The organism is Pseudomonas sp. MF08831 (assembly GCF_059862645.1).
Map to the genome: position 1 here is coordinate 30,662 of NZ_JCBCUX010000007.1, position 17,719 is coordinate 48,380.

The following is a 17,719-nucleotide window of genomic DNA, read 5'->3' on the forward strand; positions in this document are numbered from 1 at the left end:
CAAGGCCAACGTCCGTTTGGACGTTGGCCTTGTACCCTCCCCCCACTGCGTGCATCTTTATGACTTGTCGCCAAAACAAGAATAAGGACCGCTCATGTTCGATATCAGCACATTCCCCAACGCCGATGCCGTCCGCCAGGCCGCGCAGCTCAGTCAAGCCGACTACCAGCGCCTTTATCGCCAATCCATCGAGCAACCCGACACCTTTTGGGCAGAACAGGCCAAAAGCTTTCTCGACTGGATCACACCCTGGCACACCGTCCAGCATTCAGACATTCACACCGGCGCCGCCCAATGGTTTGCCGGCGGCCAACTGAACGTCAGCTACAACTGCATCGACCGTCACCTGGCGCGACGCGCCGACCAGACTGCCTTCATCTGGGAAGGCGATGATCCGACACGGTCTGCAAAAATCACCTACCGCCAGCTCCATCAAAACGTCAGCCGCCTGGCCAATGTGTTGAAAAACCGTGGCGTGAAAAAAGGCGACCGCGTGTGCATCTACATGCCGATGATCCCGGAAGCCGCCTACGCAATGCTGGCCTGCACACGCATTGGCGCGGTGCACTCGGTGGTTTTTGGCGGGTTCTCACCGGACGCCCTGCGTGACCGTATTCTCGACGCCGACTGCCGCACCGTAATTACCGCCGATGAAGGCGTGCGTGGCGGTAAGCCGGTGGCGCTGAAAAAGAACGTCGACCAGGCCCTGGCCAGTTGCCCGAACGTCAGCACCGTGCTGGTGGTGGAGCGCACCGGCGCTGACCTTGCCTGGCACGAAGGCCGCGATCTCGAGTACCAGCAAGCTCTGGATGCCGCCAGCGACGACTGCCCGCCCGAGCCCATGGACGCCGAAGACCCGCTGTTCATCCTCTACACCTCCGGCAGCACCGGCAAACCCAAAGGCGTGCTGCACACCACCGGCGGCTACCTGTTGCAAGCGGCGATGACCTTCAAGTACGTGCTCGATTACCGCGATGGCGAAGTGTTCTGGTGCACCGCCGACGTCGGTTGGGTGACCGGCCACAGCTACATCGTGTACGGCCCGCTGGCCAATGGCGCTACCTCGCTGATGTTCGAGGGCGTGCCGAGCTACCCGGACAGCTCGCGCTTCTGGCAGGTGATCGACAAACATCAGGTGAACATCTTCTACACCGCGCCCACCGCCCTGCGCGCCCTGATGCGTGAGGGTCACGGGCCACTGGAGAATACCTCCCGCGCCAGCCTGCGCCTGCTGGGCAGTGTCGGCGAGCCGATCAACCCCGAAGCCTGGGACTGGTACTTCAACGCCGTCGGTGAACAACGCTGCCCGATTGTCGACACGTGGTGGCAGACCGAAACCGGCGGCATCATGCTCAGCCCCCTGGTCAGCGCCCAGCGGATCAAGCCCGGCTGCGCAACCCAGCCGATGTTTGGCGTGCAGCCGGTGCTGCTGGATGAGCAAGGCAAGCCAATCAGCGGCGCCGGCAGTGGCGTGCTGGCAATCAAGGCCAGCTGGCCGGGGCAGATTCGCAGCGTCTACGGCGACCCGCAGCGCATGATCGACACCTATTTCAAACCCTACCCTGGCTACTACTTCACGGGGGACGGCGCACGCCGCGATGAGGACGGCGACTACTGGATCACCGGGCGCATCGACGATGTGATCAACGTGTCTGGCCATCGCATCGGCACTGCCGAGGTGGAAAGCGCGCTGGTGTTGCATGACCAAGTGGCCGAAGCCGCCGTGGTGGGCTATCCCCACGACGTCAAAGGCCAGGGAATTTATGCCTTCGTTACCCCAATGAATGGGGTTGAACCCAGCGATGCGTTGAAGAAAAACCTGCTTGAGCTGGTCAGCAAGGAAATCGGCAGCTTTGCCAAGCCGGAACTGATCCAATGGGCGCCGGCCTTGCCGAAAACCCGATCCGGCAAGATCATGCGGCGGATTCTGCGCAAAATCGCCTGCAATGAACTGGACAGCCTGGGTGACACCTCGACACTGGCCGACCCCAGCGTCGTGGATGGCCTGATCGACAAACGCCTGAACCGCTAGGAACCCTCGAGTCGCCATGGAATTTATCCGCAACCGTATCGAAACCCAGTTGATGAGCCTCACCGGCCTGTCGCTGGGCCAACTGGACCTGGAAAACCCCAAGGGCGATCCAGGCCTGTTCGGGCCGGACTCGGTCAGTTGGCAAGTCCATGGCGATTTCAGCAGCATGTTGATTGGTGGCATCAGCGCCTTGATGCTGCAAGCCTTGCACCCGCTGGCACTGGCGGGTGTGTGGGACCACTCGAATTTTCGCCAGGACATGCTCGGGCGCTTACGGCGCACCTCGCAGTTTATTTCCGGCACCACGTTCGGCTCGCGCAAAGACGCCGAATGGCTGATCGAAAAAGTGCGCACCATTCACCTGCAAGTGACGGGGCATGCCCCGGACGGGCGACCTTACGCGGCCAGTGATCCGGCGCTGCTGACGTGGGTGCATGTGGCGGAGGTCAGCAACTTCCTCGCGGCCCACCTGCGTTACTGCAACCCGCGCCTTTCGGGTCGGGATCAGGACCGCTACTACAGTGAAATTGCGTTGGTGGCCGAACGCTTGGGCGCGCGGCATGTTCCGCGTTCACGGCAGGAAATTTCGGATTACCTGGCACGCATTCGTCCGCAACTGCTGTGCGACGAGCGCAGCCGCGAAGTGTTGCGTCTGCTGCTCAATGCACCGTCCCCCAGCACGCTGGCCAAACCTTTTGGCGCGCTGATGATGCAGGCGGGGATCGACTTGCTGCCGGACTGGGCAAGCAGCCTGCTCGGGCAACACCAAAGCCCGCTGCAACGGCAAATGGTCCGCGCCGGGGTCAAGCGCAGTGCGCCGTTGCTGCGCTGGGCGATGCGCAATGGCTCGGTGCAGCGTGCCCATCGGCGGATGGGGTTGATGTAGGCCGGCGCCTATAGCTGTTAAACTCCGCGCCCCATTTACAGCAAGGCGCGCTCCATGACTCCCTTGAATCAGGCGCTGCGCGCCGCCCTCGATTATCGCCAAGACCTGATCAACGAGTTGCACGCCCAAGGCACTGACTGCTACCGCTTGTTTCATGGCAGCCAGGAAGGCGCCGGCGGCCTGACTATCGACCGTTACGGCCCACAGTTGCTGGTGCAGAGTTTCCATCAATCCCTGGAAACAGCTGACCTCTTGGACCTGCACCAACTGATCAACCAGTTCATGGGCTTGGAATTGCTGCTGGTCTACAACGACCGCTCCCGTGGCAACTCGCGCATCGACCGTGAAGACACGGTGTACCGCGCCGAGCCTGCCGCGCTGGTGGACCTGGTTGGCCACGAATGGGGCCTCAATTATCGCGTGCGTGGGCGCCACGCCGGGCAAGACCCGCTGCTGTTCCTGGACCTGCGCAACACCCGCGGCTGGGTCAAGGCGCACAGCGCCGGCAAGAGCGTGCTCAACCTGTTCGCCTACACCTGCGGCGTCGGCCTGAGCGCGGCGGCTGGTGGTGCGCGTGAGGTGTGCAACCTGGACTTCGCCGAGGGCAACCTGGCGGTCGGTCGCGAAAACGGTCTGCTCAACCCACAATTGCCAACCATGGAATTCGTGCAGTCCGACTACTTCCCGGCGATTCGCCAACTGGCGGGCTTGCCGATCACTCAACGTCGCGGGCAGAAACTGCCGAGCTATCCACGCCTCGAGCAGCGCCAATATGACCTGGTATTGCTCGACCCACCGGCATGGGCCAAGAGCGCCTTCGGCACCGTTGACCTGTTGCGTGACTACCAGAGCCTGCTCAAGCCTGCGCTGCTCGCGACGGCCGACAATGGCGTGCTGATCTGCTGCAACAACTTGGCGAAAGTCAGCATGGATGACTGGCGCGAACAGGTGCTGCGCTGCGCTGAGAAAGCCGGTCGCCCGGTACGCGATTGGCAAATCATGACGCCGGGCGCCGACTTCCCTTCCCAGGACCAGCAGCCACCGTTGAAAACCCTCATCCTGCAGCTGTAGTACTTTTCCCAAGAGGCCCGGTGCTTCGGAACCGAAATCCCGTGCCATACTCCAAGGCACTCCTGTTCGACATAGATGGCGTCACTCATGCCCAAAGGATTGATCCGCGCCGCTGGCGCCTTGTTGACCGCCCTGGCTCTGTACAGCTTGCTGGGTTTTCTGATTCTGCCGGGCATCGCCCTTCGTATTGCCAATCAACAGCTGGCCCATTACGCCACGGTGCCGGCACGCATCGAGCGTATCGAACTCAATCCGTTCAGCCTGGAAGTGACAGCCTGGGGCTTGAAAATCGGCGAACCGGGCAAGGAGCAAGTAGGTTTCGAGCGTCTCTACGCCAACCTGCAGATCGACAGCCTCTGGACTCGTGCCCTGCACCTGGCCGATGTGCAACTCGACCAACCCAAGACTGAGCTGCTGTTCAACAAATCCGGCCAGCTGAACCTGGCGCAGTTGTTCAAGCTGCCGCCGAGCGAACCGACCCCGGCCGACCCGAACGCCAAGCCATTCCCGCTGCGCATAGACAGCATCAAGCTGGCGGGCGGCTATGTGCATTTTCAAGACCTGCGTCCCAGCGAACCGATCGAATTCCTTTACGACAAACTCGACTTTGAACTGAAAAACCTCAGCACCTTGCCGGAAGACAACGCCGACATGACGCTGGTGGCCGCCGGCCCCGAGGGTGGGCAGATCGACTGGAAAGGCAACTTCAGCCTGGTACCGATCACGTCCGAGGGCACGCTGAAAGTCACCGACGGCAAGATGAAAGCCTGGTGGCCGTATGTCCGTGACGCCGTGCCGCTTGTGCTGGAGGACGGTGTGCTGAATTTCAGCACCCACTACACATTCAGCCTCGCCAAAGAAACCGAACTGAACCTGACCAACACGGCCGCCAGCATTGCGCCGTTTGCTATCAAGGCGCCCGATGGCCGCCCATTGGTACGCCTGGAACGCTTGGACGTCAGTGACACCACGGTGGACCTGGCCAAGCAGCACGTGGTGGTCGGCAAGATTCGCAGCAACAAGCTGGAAACCTGGGCCGCCCGCGAAGCCGATGGGCAATTGGACTGGCAAAAACTGTTCGCCAGCCAACCGAGCAAACCGGCCAAGGCGCCCGAGCCCGCCACCGCGCCGGCGACGGCCGACTCGCCAAAGGCTGAACCGGCCGCACCTAGCAAGCCCTGGCAGGTACTGCTCAAGGATGTGCAGCTGCGTAACTATCAGGTGCACCTGGCCGACCGTCAGGCCAAACCTGCGGTAGCGCTGGAACTGGGGCCCTTGAACGTCGATGTGCAGAACTTCGACAGCCTGAACCAAAGCCCGTTTACCTTGAAGGTCGACTCCGGCCTGGGTAAACAAGGCAAGATTCAGGCAACCGGCGAGGTCAATCTCAACCCGGTCAGCGCCAAACTCAAAGTGAATACCCAGGACATCGACCTGCGGGTTGCTCAGTCCTATATCAGCCCGTTCATTCGGCTGGAACTGCGCAGCGGTATGTTGGGCAGCAACCTGGATGTAAACCTCAAGAGCACCGAGCCCTTGGCGCTTCAGGTCACCGGCCGCGCCCAGGTCGACCAATTGCACACCCTGGACACGCTCAAGACCCGCGACTTCCTCAAATGGCAGCGCCTGGTGCTCGAAGGTGTCAATTATCAACACGGCGACAGCCTGTCGATCGACAAGGTCAACCTGCTGCAACCGTACGCGCGCTTCATGATCAATGATGACCGCACCACCAACATCGATGACCTGTTGATCCCGCAGCCGGCCGACAGTGGCGCTAAATCGGCAGCCAAGCCAGTGGCCAGCAAAGATAAGCCGCTGGGCATCCATATAGGGCAGATCGCGATCAATGACGGCTCGGCCAACTTTGCCGACTTCAGCCTCACGCCCAACTTTGCCACGGCCATTCAACAGCTCAACGGGCAGATCGGCACCATTGACAGTCGCCAAGCCAAACCGGCCAGCGTCGACATCAAGGGCAAGGTGGATCGCTATGCGCCAGTGACCATCAAAGGCAGCGTGAACCCGTTTGATCCGATGGCGGCGCTGGATATCGCCACCAACTTCAAACGCGTCGAGTTGACCACGTTGACGCCGTACTCCGGCAAGTTCGCCGGTTTCCGCATCCGCAAGGGCAGGCTTAACCTGGACCTGCATTATGTGATCACCAAAGGCCAATTGAAGGCTGAAAACAAAGTGGTGGTTGAGCAACTGCAACTGGGTGAGAAAGTCGACAGCGCCGACGCCGTGGATTTGCCGATTCGCCTGGCCATTGCCCTGCTCAAGGACTCCGACGGCAAGATCTCCATCGAACTGCCGGTCACCGGCGACCTGAACAACCCGCAATTCAGTGTGATGCCGATCGTCTGGCAAACCCTGCGTAACCTGGTGGTGCGCGCGGCGACGGCGCCGTTCAAGTTCATCGGTGGGCTGGTGACGGGCGGAGGCTCGGAAGACTTGGGCAATGTGTCGTTCGCCCCAGGCTCCAGCGAGTTGAACAAAGACGCTCAAGGCGCGCTGGACACCCTGGCCAAGGCACTCAAAGAGCGCCCTACCCTGCGCCTTGAAATCGAAGGCACGGCGGCTGCCAGCAGTGACGGCCCCTTGCTCGCTGCCGAGCGACTGGAACGTGAATATCAGTACAACTACTACAAGATACTGCAGCGCCGTGGCGATAAGGTTCCGGCCCAGGCTTCGCTGCTGGTCGTACCCGAGAAGGAAAAAGCGCCATTGCTGGAAGGCATCTACCGCACCCGCCTGAAACAGCAACCGCCGGCCGAGTGGAAAGACTTGAGCAGCGATGAACGCACCGCGAAGCTGCGTGACGGGCTGATCAAGTTCTGGGGCGCCAGTGATGTACTGCTGCGTCAACTGGGGCAAGACCGAGCCAGTGCCATCAAGGACTACCTGGTGGACAAGGGCCAGCTGGAAGATGACCGGGTGTACTTCATTGATGCCAACCTGGGACAGGCGGAAAAGGATGGCCGGGTGGTAACCCCAATGCATCTGGATGCTGAGTAACACCTGAGCGACACCCATCCAAACGTGGGAGCTGGCTGGCCTGCGATGCACACACCTGGATCATTCAGTTGAGTCGAGGTGATGCTATCGCGGGCAAGCCAGCTCCCACATTTGTGTGTAATCGACTTGGGCTTTTTCCTGCCCAGAATAGAACAGGCCCCGACACAAGTGCCGGGGCCTGTAATGACTACATCCGTGTGGTCGGTCGCATGAACTCCAGAGGTGCCTTGGGTGGATATCTAACTCACCCTAAGCCGCCGCCATTCAGTTCAGACGAACAGTGGAGCGTTACTCTGCTTTCAGGCCATCGGCCGATACAGCTTTAACGCCTTTGATTTTCTTGGCGATATTCACCGCGGTGGTTTTCTGTGCTTCAGTCACTGCGACCGAAGAGGACAGAGACACTACGCCTTTGTTGGTTTCGACTTTGATGTCGGTGCCAGGAATGCCTTTCTCGGTTACCAGGTCAGCTTTTACTTTGGTGGTGATCCAGGTATCGGAAGTGGCGCCCTTGGCGTCAGCTGCTGCGCCTTTGGTTTTGTCGACGTTGTCGGCTTTAGTTGCGCCGCCTGCCAGCAGGCCGTCAGCAGATACAGCGGTCACACCTTTGATGCGCTTGGTGATTGCTACTGCAGTGGCTTTCTGCGAATCAGAGATCGCTACGGTCGACGACAGGGAAACCACACCTTTGTTGGTTTCAACCTTGATGTCCGAACCAGGAATGCCTTTCTCGGTCAGCAGGTCAGCTTTGACTTTGGTGGTGATCCAAGTATCCGAAGTGGATTCTTTGGCTTTGGTCACTTCGCCAGCGGCCATGGTCATTGGAGCTTGGGAAGTCTGAGCAAAGGCCACGTTAGCACCCATGGCCAGGGTCAGAGCGGTAGCAGTAGCGAGAGCGAACTTCTTCATACGAGTAACTCCTGTTTTATTGAAAGTCTGCAGTGGGTAAACCTTGATGCTGCAGCGTTAACAGGGTTATTGCAGGCAGTGTGCCAAGTCGCGCTTTCGAATTAAATCCTTATAAAACAATGACTTATAAAAAGCGCCAATTTTCGGAATCGTGCAACTTGCATGAAGAAGACCGTTCTTGCATGCAAGTTGCGGCTTTTGGGATTTACTAAGCATCTGATTTATCGGCATTTTCCCACGCGCATAAAAAAAGGACTCCGAAGAGTCCTTTTTTCAGCGTGAGGCCGGGGTAATTAAACGCCCGAAGCCTTGGCTGCTGCTACGTCCTTGATGGACAGCTTGATACGGCCGCGGTTGTCCACGTCCAGTACCAGCACTTCCACTTCCTGACCTTCTTTGAGAATGTCGGTCACTTTCTCAACACGAGCGTCGCTCAGCATGGAGATGTGAACCAGACCGTCTTTGCCCGGCAGGATGTTGACGAATGCGCCGAAGTCGACGATGCGTTCAACTTTACCGACGTAGATCTTGCCGATCTCGGCTTCTGCGGTGATACCCAGAACGCGCTGACGTGCAGCTTCTGCAGCTTCTTTGGTTTCGCCGAAGATCTTGATCGAGCCGTCGTCTTCGATGTCGATCGAAGCCTTGGTCTCTTCACAGATCGCACGAATGGTCGCGCCGCCTTTACCGATAACATCACGGATTTTGTCGGTGTCGATTTTCATCGCGATCATGGTCGGAGCATTTTCCGACAGCTCAGTGCGCGACTGACCAATGATCTGGTTCATCTGGCCGAGGATGTTCAGGCGCGCTTCCAGGGCTTGGCCCAGAGCGATTTCCATGATCTCTTCGGTGATGCCCTTGATCTTGATGTCCATCTGCAGCGCGGTAACACCTTTAGCGGTACCGGCTACTTTGAAGTCCATGTCGCCCAGGTGGTCTTCGTCGCCCAGGATGTCGGTCAGGATGGCGAACTTCTCGCCTTCTTTAACCAGGCCCATGGCGATACCGGCAACCGGTGCCTTCATCGGCACACCAGCGTCCATCAGCGCCAGGGAAGCACCGCAGACCGAAGCCATGGAGCTGGAACCGTTGGACTCGGTGATTTCCGACACCACACGGATGGTGTACGGGAACACGTCGGCAGCAGGCAGCATGGCTGCAATCGAACGACGGGCCAGACGGCCGTGACCGATTTCGCGACGACCAGCACCACCCATGCGACCACACTCACCTACCGAGAACGGAGGGAAGTTGTAGTGCAGCATGAACGGGTCTTTTTTCTCGCCTTCCAGGGTGTCCAGCAGCTGTGCGTCACGGGCAGTACCCAGCGTTGCAACTACCAGAGCCTGAGTTTCACCACGGGTGAACAAGGCCGAACCATGGGTCTTCGGCAGAACGCCGACTTCGATGTTCAGCGGACGTACGGTGCGCGTGTCGCGACCATCGATACGCGGCTTGCCGTTAACGATGTTTTCGCGAACGGTGCGGTATTCGATTTCACCGAAGGCAGCTTTGACGTCGCTGGAAGAAGGCTGGCCTTCTTCGCCGGACAGTTTGGCCACAACCTGTTCCTTCAGCTCGCCCAGGCGAGCGTAGCGGTCGGCCTTGACGGTGATGGTGTAGGCGTCGGAGATCGCAGCGCCGAACTCGGAGCGGATAGCACCCAGCAGTTCAGTCGCTTCGGCTTGTGGAGCCCAGGTCCAAGTCGGCTTGGCAGCTTCGGCGGCCAGTTCTTTAACAGCGTTGATCACAACCTGGAACTCGTCGTGAGCAAACAGTACCGCGCCCAGCATCTGGTCTTCGGTCAGCTCTTTGGCTTCCGATTCAACCATCAACACGGCTTCCGACGTACCGGCAACGACCATGTCCAGGCTCGACGCTTTCTGTTGTTCGTAAGTCGGGTTCAGCAGGTAGCCAGTGCTTTCATGGAAAGCAACGCGAGCTGCGCCGATCGGACCATCAAAAGGAATACCGGAGATGGCCAGGGCAGCCGAAGTACCGATCATCGCAGCGATGTCCGGATCGGTCTTCTTGCTGGTGGAAACGACGGTGCAGACAACCTGCACTTCGTTCATGAAGCCTTCTGGGAACAGCGGACGGATCGGACGGTCGATCAGTCGGGAAGTCAGGGTTTCTTTTTCGGAAGGACGGCCTTCGCGCTTGAAGAAACCGCCAGGGATCTTACCGGCAGCGTAAGTCTTTTCCTGGTAGTGAACAGAAAGAGGGAAGAAGCCTTTGCTTGGGTCAGCGGTCTTGGCGCCAACAACGGTCACCAATACGGTAACGTCGTCGTCAACGGTGACCAGCACTGCGCCGGAGGCTTGACGGGCGATACGGCCTGTCTCGAGGGTAACGGTCGACTGACCGAACTGGAATTTTTTGATAACCGGGTTCACGGTGTCCTACCTTCTTTGTGGCTCTTGGGGAACTTGTCTTCTTGCGAAATTCTTGGGCAATGCCGGGAATCGGCCCGACGCTCGTCCAGGGTAAAACGTGTATCCAGATAAAACTTGAGGCTGGGAGCCTGCCATGGGCCAGCGGGAATCCCACTGACACACGGCAGACAACCAACCTCTAGCGCAATCGCTGATTAGCGACGCAGACCCAGGCGACCGATCAGAGCCTGATAACGACCCAGATCCTTGCCTTTCAGGTAGTCCAGCAGCTTACGGCGCTGGTTTACCATGCGGATCAGACCACGACGGGAGTGGTGATCTTTACCGTTGGCCTTGAAGTGACCTTGCAGCTTGTTGATGTTGTGAGTCAGCAGTGCAACTTGCACTTCTGGCGAACCAGTGTCACCAACAGCTTGCTGATAGTCAGCTACGATTTGTGCTTTTTCTTGAACGTCGAGAGCCATGAGGCAATCCTTTTTTCAGGAAACCACCCAAAGGGTGATCTCAACAGGCCAGGGACAAATCCCTGTATCTAAAAATGAGTGTTGACCGTGCCTGTTAACAGCCACACTCGTTCGGTCATTCTGACCGAATCAGTCGACGCGGCGCGATGCGCCCGTCTTCGCTCACTTCACCGATACCGATGAAGCGACCGTTATGATCCTGTACCCGCACCATACCGAACTTCGGAGCATCCGGGGCACGTACCGGTTGGCCGTTGAGCCAGTAGAACGCGCTGTGCTCCGAGAAGTGCAGCAATGGCCAATCCAGCAAACCGCTGTCCGATGGCATCAGGAAGCGATCAACTGCTTCATTGCCGCCTTCGGCATGTACTGCTTCCAACTCTTCCAGCGTGACCGTCTGGGCCAGACTGAAAGGACCGGCCTGGGTGCGTCGCAATTCTGCAACGTACGCGCCGCAACCGAGCTTTTCACCAATATCTTCCACCAGGGTACGGATATAGGTGCCTTTGCTGCAGTCCACGGCCAAGCGGGCAGTGTCGCCTTCATGGGCGAGCAATTCCAAGCGCGCAATAGTAACAGAACGCGGTTCGCGCTCCACTACTTCACCCGCACGTGCCAGCTTGTACAGAGGCTGGCCATCACGCTTGAGGGCCGAGTACATCGGCGGTATCTGACTGATTTGCCCACGAAAACCGGGTAAAGCAGCTTCAATATCAGCACGACCAACGGTCACGTCACGAACCTGCAGAACATCACCCTCGGCATCGGCCGTGGTGGTGGTCTTGCCCAGTTGCATCAGGGTTTCGTAACCCTTGTCGGAATCGAGCAGGTATTGCGAGAACTTGGTCGCTTCACCAAAGCACAACGGCAGCACGCCGGTGGCCAGGGGGTCGAGACTGCCGGTGTGCCCGGCCTTCTCGGCATTGAGCAGCCAGCGCACTTTCTGCAAGGCAGCATTGGAGGTAAAGCCAATGGGCTTGTCGAGCAGAATGATGCCGCTGACGTTGCGACGGATACGTTTGACCTGAGCCACCGCTTACTCCTTGGCGTCTTCAGGTGTGGACGGGTGCTGGCTGTCTTCAGCCACGGCGCGCTCGATCAGCGCCGACAGGTGCGCACCACGCACGACGCTTTCGTCGTAGTGGAAGTGCAACTGAGGCACGCTGCGCAGCTTCATTTCGCGGGCCAACTGCATGCGCAGGAAACCTGCAGCCGAGTTGAGCACCTTGATGCTTTGCGCGATTTCTTCGCTGCTGTCCTGGCCCATCACGGTGATGAAGATCTTCGCGTGACCTACGTCGCGGCTCACTTCAACGGCGGTGATGGTGACCAGGCCAACGCGTGGGTCTTTGACTTCGCGACGGATCAGTTGGGCCAGCTCGCGCTGCATCTGATCGCCGATACGCTGGGTACGGCTGTATTCTTTTGCCATGTCTTGTTACCTGTTACTGCCACACGGTGAAACCCGTGGGGTCTGAAAGCGGCAAACGCCCGGCCTGACAAAAGCCAGACCGGGCGTTGCGTTTAGAGTCCGTACGCTGCGCGGGGCATCTGCATGCCCACGCGCCGCGTGGCTCCGGAAGTGCGCGAGTTAGAGGCTGCGAGCAACCTGAACCTTCTCGTAGACTTCGATCTTGTCGCCAGCTTTGACGTCGTTGTAGCTCTTGACGCCGATACCGCATTCCATGCCGGCACGCACTTCGGAAGCGTCATCCTTGAAGCGGCGCAGGGATTCCAGCTCGCCTTCGAAGATAACGATGTCTTCACGCAGTACACGGATTGGACGGTTACGGTGCACAACACCTTCGATAACCATGCAACCGGCGATCGCGCCGAATTTCGGCGAGCGGAACACGTCACGCACCTCGGCAACACCCAGGATATTCTCCCGAACGTCGCTGCCAAGCATACCGGTAAGGGCTTTCTTGACGTCTTCGATGATGTCGTAGATGACGTTGTAGTAACGCATGTCCAGGCCTTCCTGCTCGACGATCTTGCGAGCGCCAGCATCGGCACGCACGTTGAAGCCGAACAGTACAGCGTTGGAAGCCAGTGCCAGGTTGGCGTCGGACTCGGTGATACCACCGACACCGCCACCGACAACGCGCACTTGCACTTCGTCGTTACCCAGGCCGTTCAAGGCGCCGTTCAACGCTTCGAGGGAACCACGGACGTCAGATTTGAGGACGATGTTAAGCGTCTTCTTCTCTGCCTGGCCCATGTTTTCGAAGATGTTTTCCAGCTTGCCGGCGTGAGCACGGGCCAGTTTGACTTCGCGGAACTTGCCTTGACGGAACAGAGCCACTTCACGGGCTTTCTTCTCGTCGGCTACTACGCTCATCTCGTCGCCAGCGTCCGGGGTACCGTCCAGGCCGAGAATCTCGACAGGGATGGAAGGACCGGCTTCCTTGATTGGCTTGCCGTTCTCGTCGAGCATGGCACGTACACGGCCGTAGTTCGAACCGACCAGCACCATGTCGCCTTGGCGCAGCGTACCGTCTTGAACCAGAACGGTTGCAACCGGGCCACGACCTTTGTCGAGACGCGATTCAACCACAACACCGCGACCCGGGGCCGATGGCGTTGCTTTCAGTTCGAGTACTTCAGCTTGCAGCAGGACCGCTTCGAGCAGCTCGTCTACACCGGTACCGACTTTTGCCGAGACCGAAACGAACGGCGTATCACCGCCCCACTCTTCGGACGTCACGCCGTGAACCGACAGCTCGCTACGGATGCGATCGAGATCGGCGCCCGGCTTGTCGATTTTGTTCACGGCAACAACCAGTGGAACACCAGCGGCCTTGGCGTGCTGGACAGCTTCAATGGTCTGCGGCATCACGCCGTCGTCCGCTGCAACCACCAGAATCACGATGTCAGTCGCCTTGGCACCACGGGCACGCATTGCGGTAAACGCGGCGTGACCAGGGGTGTCGAGGAAAGTGACCATGCCGCGTTCGGTTTCAACGTGGTATGCACCGATGTGCTGGGTGATACCGCCGGCTTCGCCAGCAGCTACCTTGGCACGACGGATGTAGTCGAGCAGCGAGGTCTTACCGTGGTCAACGTGGCCCATTACGGTCACAACTGGCGCACGGGAGAACGACTCACCTTCAAACTTCAGCGACTCGGCCAGGGAATCTTCCAGGGCGGTGTCGCTGACCAGGGTCACTTTGTGGCCCAGCTCTTCAGCAACCAGTTGGGCAGTTTCCTGGTCCAGTACCTGGTTGATGGTCGCTGGAGTACCCAGTTTGAACATGAACTTGATGATTTCAGCAGCCTTGACCGACATCTGATTGGCGAGATCGCCAACCGTGATGGTCTCGCCGATCTGCACATCACGCACGACAGGGCCGGTTGGGCTCTGGAAACCGTGGGCATTGCGCTTTTTCAGCTTGGCCTTGCCGCGACCACCACGACGGAAGCCATCGCTTTCTTCGTCGGTAGTACGTGGGGCAACGCGTGGAGCAGGCGCTTTCTCTTTGACCGAGGCACGATGTGGAGCGTTTTTACGCTCGCCATCGCCACCACCACCGCGACGATTGTTATCGTCGGCACGTGGCTTGTCCGGACGACGAGGCTCGTCGCGCTTGCGAGCGTCTGCTGCAGGAGCAGGTGCAGCGGCAACAGGAGCAGCCTCACGCACAGCTTCAACAGGCGCTACAGGAGCGGCGACCGCGTCAGTACCAGCAGGTTGCGCAGCAGCAGGCTGGCGGCGCGCTTCTTCTTCGGCGCGACGCTTGGCTTCTTCTTCAGCCTTCTGACGAGCAGCATTTTCTACTGCGCGACGTTCATCCAGTTCGCGTTTGCGCTCGGCTTCGATTTCTTCCGGGCTGCGCTGTACGAAGACTTTCTTCTTGCGTACTTCAACGCTGATGCTCTTGCTACCAGCAACACGCAGGGTGCTGGTGGTTTTGCGCTGCAATGTAATCTTGCGCGGTTCTTCCACTTTCGCCTTGTGGCTGCTCTTCAAGTGAGTCAGCAAAGACTGCTTCTCACTGTCGCTCACACCTTCATCGGCGGCGGTGTGCGGCAGACCTGCCTCACGCATCTGCTGCAACAGGCGCTCTACCGGTGTTTTGACCTCATCGGCCAGTTGTTTCACCGTGACTTGCGTCATGCACTTCTCTCCTCAGGCCGCGCCTAGTTACTCGAACCAATGGGCTCGGGCGGCCATGATCAACTTGCCGGCACGATCATCGTCAATGCCGTCGATGTCGAGCAGATCGTCAATAGACTGCTCGGCCAGGTCTTCGCGGGTAATTACGCCGCGCACCGCCAGTTCCATCGCCAAATCCTTGTCCATACCCTCAAGCGAGAGCAGGTCTTCGGCCGGATGGGCGTCTGCCAGCTTTTCCTCAGTAGCGATGGCTTTAGTCAACAAACGATCCTTGGCCCGAGCGCGAAGCTCGTTGACGGTGTCTTCGTCAAAGCCGTCGATGTTGAGCATTTCTTCCAACGGTACGTAGGCAATCTCTTCCAGGCTGGTGAAGCCTTCATCTACCAGCACCTGCGCCAGGTCTTCGTCGACTTCCAGCTCGTCGATGAAGTTGCGCAGGATGTCACCGGTTTCAGCTTGCTGCTTAGCCTGGATGTCCGATTCGGTCATCACGTTCAGGGTCCAGCCGGTCAGTTGGCTGGCCAGACGCACGTTCTGACCACCACGACCAATGGCCTGAGCCAGATTATCTGCGCCAACGGCGATGTCCATTGCATGGGCATCTTCGTCAACGATAATTGCCGCCACTTCAGCCGGCGACATGGCGTTAATTACGAACTGCGCCGGGTTATCGTCCCACAGGACGATGTCTACACGCTCACCGCCCAACTCGCCCGACACTGCCTGGACGCGCGAACCGCGCATACCAATGCAAGCGCCCTGCGGGTCGATGCGTTTGTCCTTGGAGCGGACCGCGATCTTGGCGCGCGAACCCGGGTCGCGGGACGCAGCCATTACTTCGATCAGGCCTTCGGCAATTTCCGGCACTTCGATACGGAACAGCTCGATCAGCATTTCCGGCGCGGTACGCGACAGGATCAACTGAGGGCCGCGGTTCTCGGTGCGGATTTCCTTGAGCAGCGCACGCAGACGCACGCCGACACGGAAGGTTTCGCGAGAGATGATGTCTTCGCGGGCCAGCAACGCTTCAGCGTTGTTGCCCAGGTCAACGATCACGTTGTCGCGGGTTACTTTTTTCACGGTACCGGAGATGATTTCACCCAGGCGCTCGCGATAAGCGTCAACGACTTGAGCGCGCTCAGCTTCGCGAACCTTCTGCACGATGACCTGCTTGGCGGTCTGTGCAGCAATACGGCCGAATTCGATCGACTCGATCTTTTCTTCGACGACATCACCGACCTTGGCGCCAGGATGCGTTTCAGCAACCTTGCTCGGCCAGGTTTCGATGGCCGGATCATCAAGATCGGCTTCTTCGACGACCGTCCAGCGACGGAAAGTCTCATAGGCACCGGTGTGGCGGTTGATTTCCACACGCAGATCAACTTCGTCTTCAAAACGCTTTTTGGTAGCAGTGGCCAGGGCCAGCTCCAGCGCTTCAAAAATCACGTTTGCCGGTACGCCCTTTTCATTGGATACCGACTCAACAACCAGCAGTACTTCTTTGCTCATCGTACGCCTCGCCTTTCGCAAGCCATTGGATCCGCGGGATCCGCGTCTCAGTCAAAACTGGGAATAATGTTGGCCTTGTCGATCATATCGATCGGCAACAGGAATTCATGGTCTTCTACCTGCACCACGACATCCTGTTCTTCTACACCGCGCAGAAGGCCCTGAAAGTTGCGTCGCCCTTCAAAGGGAGAACGCAGCTTGATCTTCACTTGTTCACCGGCAAATTTTGCAAACTGATCAATAGTGAACAGTGGGCGTTCCATGCCAGGCGAGGAAACTTCGAGGGTGTATTCAACGGAAATCGGATCTTCAACATCCAGGACACCGCTGATCTGACGGCTGACAATGGCACAATCGTCCACCAGCACGCCGCCCTCTTTATCGATATAAACGCGCAACATTGAGTGGCGACCTTGAGCCGAAAACTCAATACCCCAGCATTCATAGCCTAGGGCCACGACCACCGGGGCCAGCAAGGCCTGCAACTCTTCTAGCTTGCTCGACACCTGAACCCCCTCGTGCATGTATGTGCATGCTGTGCAAAATAAAAAAATGGGCGAAACGCCCATCCTTGAAACGCCGTCGAACAGCGGCGTTGAAAGTGTCCAGCTAACAAAAAGCCCCTTAAAAGGGGCTCCGCTAAAACTGGTTGCGGGGGCCGGATTTGAACCGACGACCTTCGGGTTATGAGCCCGACGAGCTACCAGACTGCTCCACCCCGCGACAAAGCTGGGGCGGAAGTATACGACCGATCCCTTACAGGGTCAATGTAACCTTCCACCTACAAGAAAGCCCGCAACAGCGGGCTCTCCTGATAATTGGTACCGAGAAGGGGACTCGAACCCCTACACCCTATGGGCACAACCACCTCAAGGTTGCGTGTCTACCAATTCCACCACCTCGGCAATACAGCGTTTACAACCCTTCTTACTTCTGCTCTTGAGCTGGAGGTACGTCAGTCGCTGGAGTAGCCGACTTTTGCTCTTGAAGCACCGGGACATCATCAGAAGCCGGTTTTGCTTTTGGTACTTCCAACACTGCTGGATTTGGGAGACCTACTTGAGTCAGCACATGAGCTTTCTCTTTAGCAAAGTAACCTAACCCCAAGCTGGTTATGAAGAAACCGGCGGCAAGTATAGCAGTAAACTTACTAAGAAAGGTAGAGGAACCTTGGCTTCCGAACACAGTATTTGAAGCACCTGCACCGAAAGACGCACCAGCATCCGCACCTTTACCCTGTTGCAACAAAACCAGGGCAACTACGCCCAGGGCAGCCAACAGATGAAAAACGACTACGACTGTTTCCAGCAT

At 58.4% G+C, this 17,719-nt stretch carries 13 protein-coding genes and 2 tRNA genes; 4 read left to right on the forward strand and 11 right to left on the reverse strand.

What is annotated here, in order from left to right; translation table 11 throughout:
* Positions 1-94: 94 nt before the first annotated feature.
* From acs to AC19YS_RS16165, 4 genes are all read left to right on the forward strand, one after another.
* A complete protein-coding gene (gene acs, locus AC19YS_RS16150; RefSeq protein ID WP_500602230.1) occupies positions 95-2,032 on the forward strand; it encodes an acetate--CoA ligase in 1,938 nt (645 codons plus the stop codon).
* A 16-nt stretch (positions 2,033-2,048) separates the two neighbouring features.
* Positions 2,049-2,918: an oxygenase MpaB family protein gene (locus AC19YS_RS16155; RefSeq protein WP_106579248.1), complete on the forward strand. Its 870-nt coding sequence runs from the start codon at positions 2,049-2,051 to the stop codon at positions 2,916-2,918.
* Between the two features lie 54 nt (positions 2,919-2,972).
* A complete protein-coding gene (locus tag AC19YS_RS16160; protein ID WP_119741057.1) occupies positions 2,973-3,989 on the forward strand; it encodes a class I SAM-dependent rRNA methyltransferase in 1,017 nt (338 codons plus the stop codon).
* A gap of 87 nt (positions 3,990-4,076) precedes the next feature.
* Entirely contained in the window at positions 4,077-7,010 is a 2,934-nt protein-coding gene (locus AC19YS_RS16165; protein ID WP_500602231.1) for a DUF748 domain-containing protein, read from the forward strand.
* A 288-nt stretch (positions 7,011-7,298) separates the two neighbouring features.
* Here AC19YS_RS16165 and AC19YS_RS16170 read toward each other — a convergent pair whose 3' ends face one another.
* The 11 genes from AC19YS_RS16170 to secG form a co-directional block, all read right to left on the reverse strand.
* Positions 7,299-7,919 (reverse strand): BON domain-containing protein, encoded by a 621-nt coding sequence (locus tag AC19YS_RS16170; protein ID WP_119741050.1) that lies wholly within the window; start codon positions 7,917-7,919, stop codon positions 7,299-7,301.
* 293 nt (positions 7,920-8,212) lie between these two features.
* Positions 8,213-10,318, reverse strand: a complete 2,106-nt coding sequence (gene pnp, locus AC19YS_RS16175; protein ID WP_119741048.1) for a polyribonucleotide nucleotidyltransferase — start codon at positions 10,316-10,318, stop codon at positions 8,213-8,215.
* A gap of 194 nt (positions 10,319-10,512) precedes the next feature.
* Positions 10,513-10,782 (reverse strand): 30S ribosomal protein S15, encoded by a 270-nt coding sequence (gene rpsO, locus AC19YS_RS16180; protein ID WP_003176135.1) that lies wholly within the window; start codon positions 10,780-10,782, stop codon positions 10,513-10,515.
* Positions 10,783-10,897: 115 nt separating this feature from the next.
* Positions 10,898-11,815, reverse strand: a complete 918-nt coding sequence (gene truB / locus AC19YS_RS16185; protein WP_106579253.1) for a tRNA pseudouridine(55) synthase TruB — start codon at positions 11,813-11,815, stop codon at positions 10,898-10,900.
* Between the two features lie 3 nt (positions 11,816-11,818).
* The gene (rbfA, locus tag AC19YS_RS16190) at positions 11,819-12,214 is read right to left on the reverse strand and encodes a 30S ribosome-binding factor RbfA (RefSeq protein ID WP_016973761.1); all 396 of its coding nucleotides are present in this window, start codon (positions 12,212-12,214) and stop codon (positions 11,819-11,821) included.
* Between the two features lie 159 nt (positions 12,215-12,373).
* Complete coding sequence (gene infB / locus AC19YS_RS16195) at positions 12,374-14,899, reverse strand: translation initiation factor IF-2 (protein ID WP_106579254.1); 2,526 nt, start codon at positions 14,897-14,899, stop codon at positions 12,374-12,376.
* A 27-nt stretch (positions 14,900-14,926) separates the two neighbouring features.
* Positions 14,927-16,408, reverse strand: coding sequence for a transcription termination factor NusA (gene nusA / locus AC19YS_RS16200; protein WP_008057419.1), 1,482 nt, complete (start codon positions 16,406-16,408; stop codon positions 14,927-14,929).
* Positions 16,409-16,455: 47 nt separating this feature from the next.
* The gene (gene rimP / locus AC19YS_RS16205) at positions 16,456-16,914 is read right to left on the reverse strand and encodes a ribosome maturation factor RimP (protein ID WP_003235029.1); all 459 of its coding nucleotides are present in this window, start codon (positions 16,912-16,914) and stop codon (positions 16,456-16,458) included.
* Positions 16,915-17,054: 140 nt separating this feature from the next.
* Positions 17,055-17,131: transfer RNA gene (locus AC19YS_RS16210), tRNA-Met, on the reverse strand.
* A gap of 96 nt (positions 17,132-17,227) precedes the next feature.
* Positions 17,228-17,313: transfer RNA gene (locus AC19YS_RS16215), tRNA-Leu, on the reverse strand.
* Between the two features lie 22 nt (positions 17,314-17,335).
* Positions 17,336-17,719, reverse strand: a complete 384-nt coding sequence (secG, locus tag AC19YS_RS16220; RefSeq protein WP_010206600.1) for a preprotein translocase subunit SecG — start codon at positions 17,717-17,719, stop codon at positions 17,336-17,338.

Coding starts and splice junctions, on each gene's coding strand:
- acs (WP_500602230.1), top strand. CDS start 95: ATGTTCGATATCAGCACATTCCCCAACGCCGATGCCGTCCGCCAGGCC.
- AC19YS_RS16155 (WP_106579248.1), top strand. CDS start 2,049: ATGGAATTTATCCGCAACCGTATCGAAACCCAGTTGATGAGCCTCACC.
- AC19YS_RS16160 (WP_119741057.1), top strand. CDS start 2,973: ATGACTCCCTTGAATCAGGCGCTGCGCGCCGCCCTCGATTATCGCCAA.
- AC19YS_RS16165 (WP_500602231.1), top strand. CDS start 4,077: ATGCCCAAAGGATTGATCCGCGCCGCTGGCGCCTTGTTGACCGCCCTG.
- AC19YS_RS16170 (WP_119741050.1), bottom strand. CDS start 7,919: ATGAAGAAGTTCGCTCTCGCTACTGCTACCGCTCTGACCCTGGCCATG.
- rpsO (WP_003176135.1), bottom strand. CDS start 10,782: ATGGCTCTCGACGTTCAAGAAAAAGCACAAATCGTAGCTGACTATCAG.
- rbfA (WP_016973761.1), bottom strand. CDS start 12,214: ATGGCAAAAGAATACAGCCGTACCCAGCGTATCGGCGATCAGATGCAG.
- infB (WP_106579254.1), bottom strand. CDS start 14,899: ATGACGCAAGTCACGGTGAAACAACTGGCCGATGAGGTCAAAACACCG.
- nusA (WP_008057419.1), bottom strand. CDS start 16,408: ATGAGCAAAGAAGTACTGCTGGTTGTTGAGTCGGTATCCAATGAAAAG.
- secG (WP_010206600.1), bottom strand. CDS start 17,719: ATGCTGGAAACAGTCGTAGTCGTTTTTCATCTGTTGGCTGCCCTGGGC.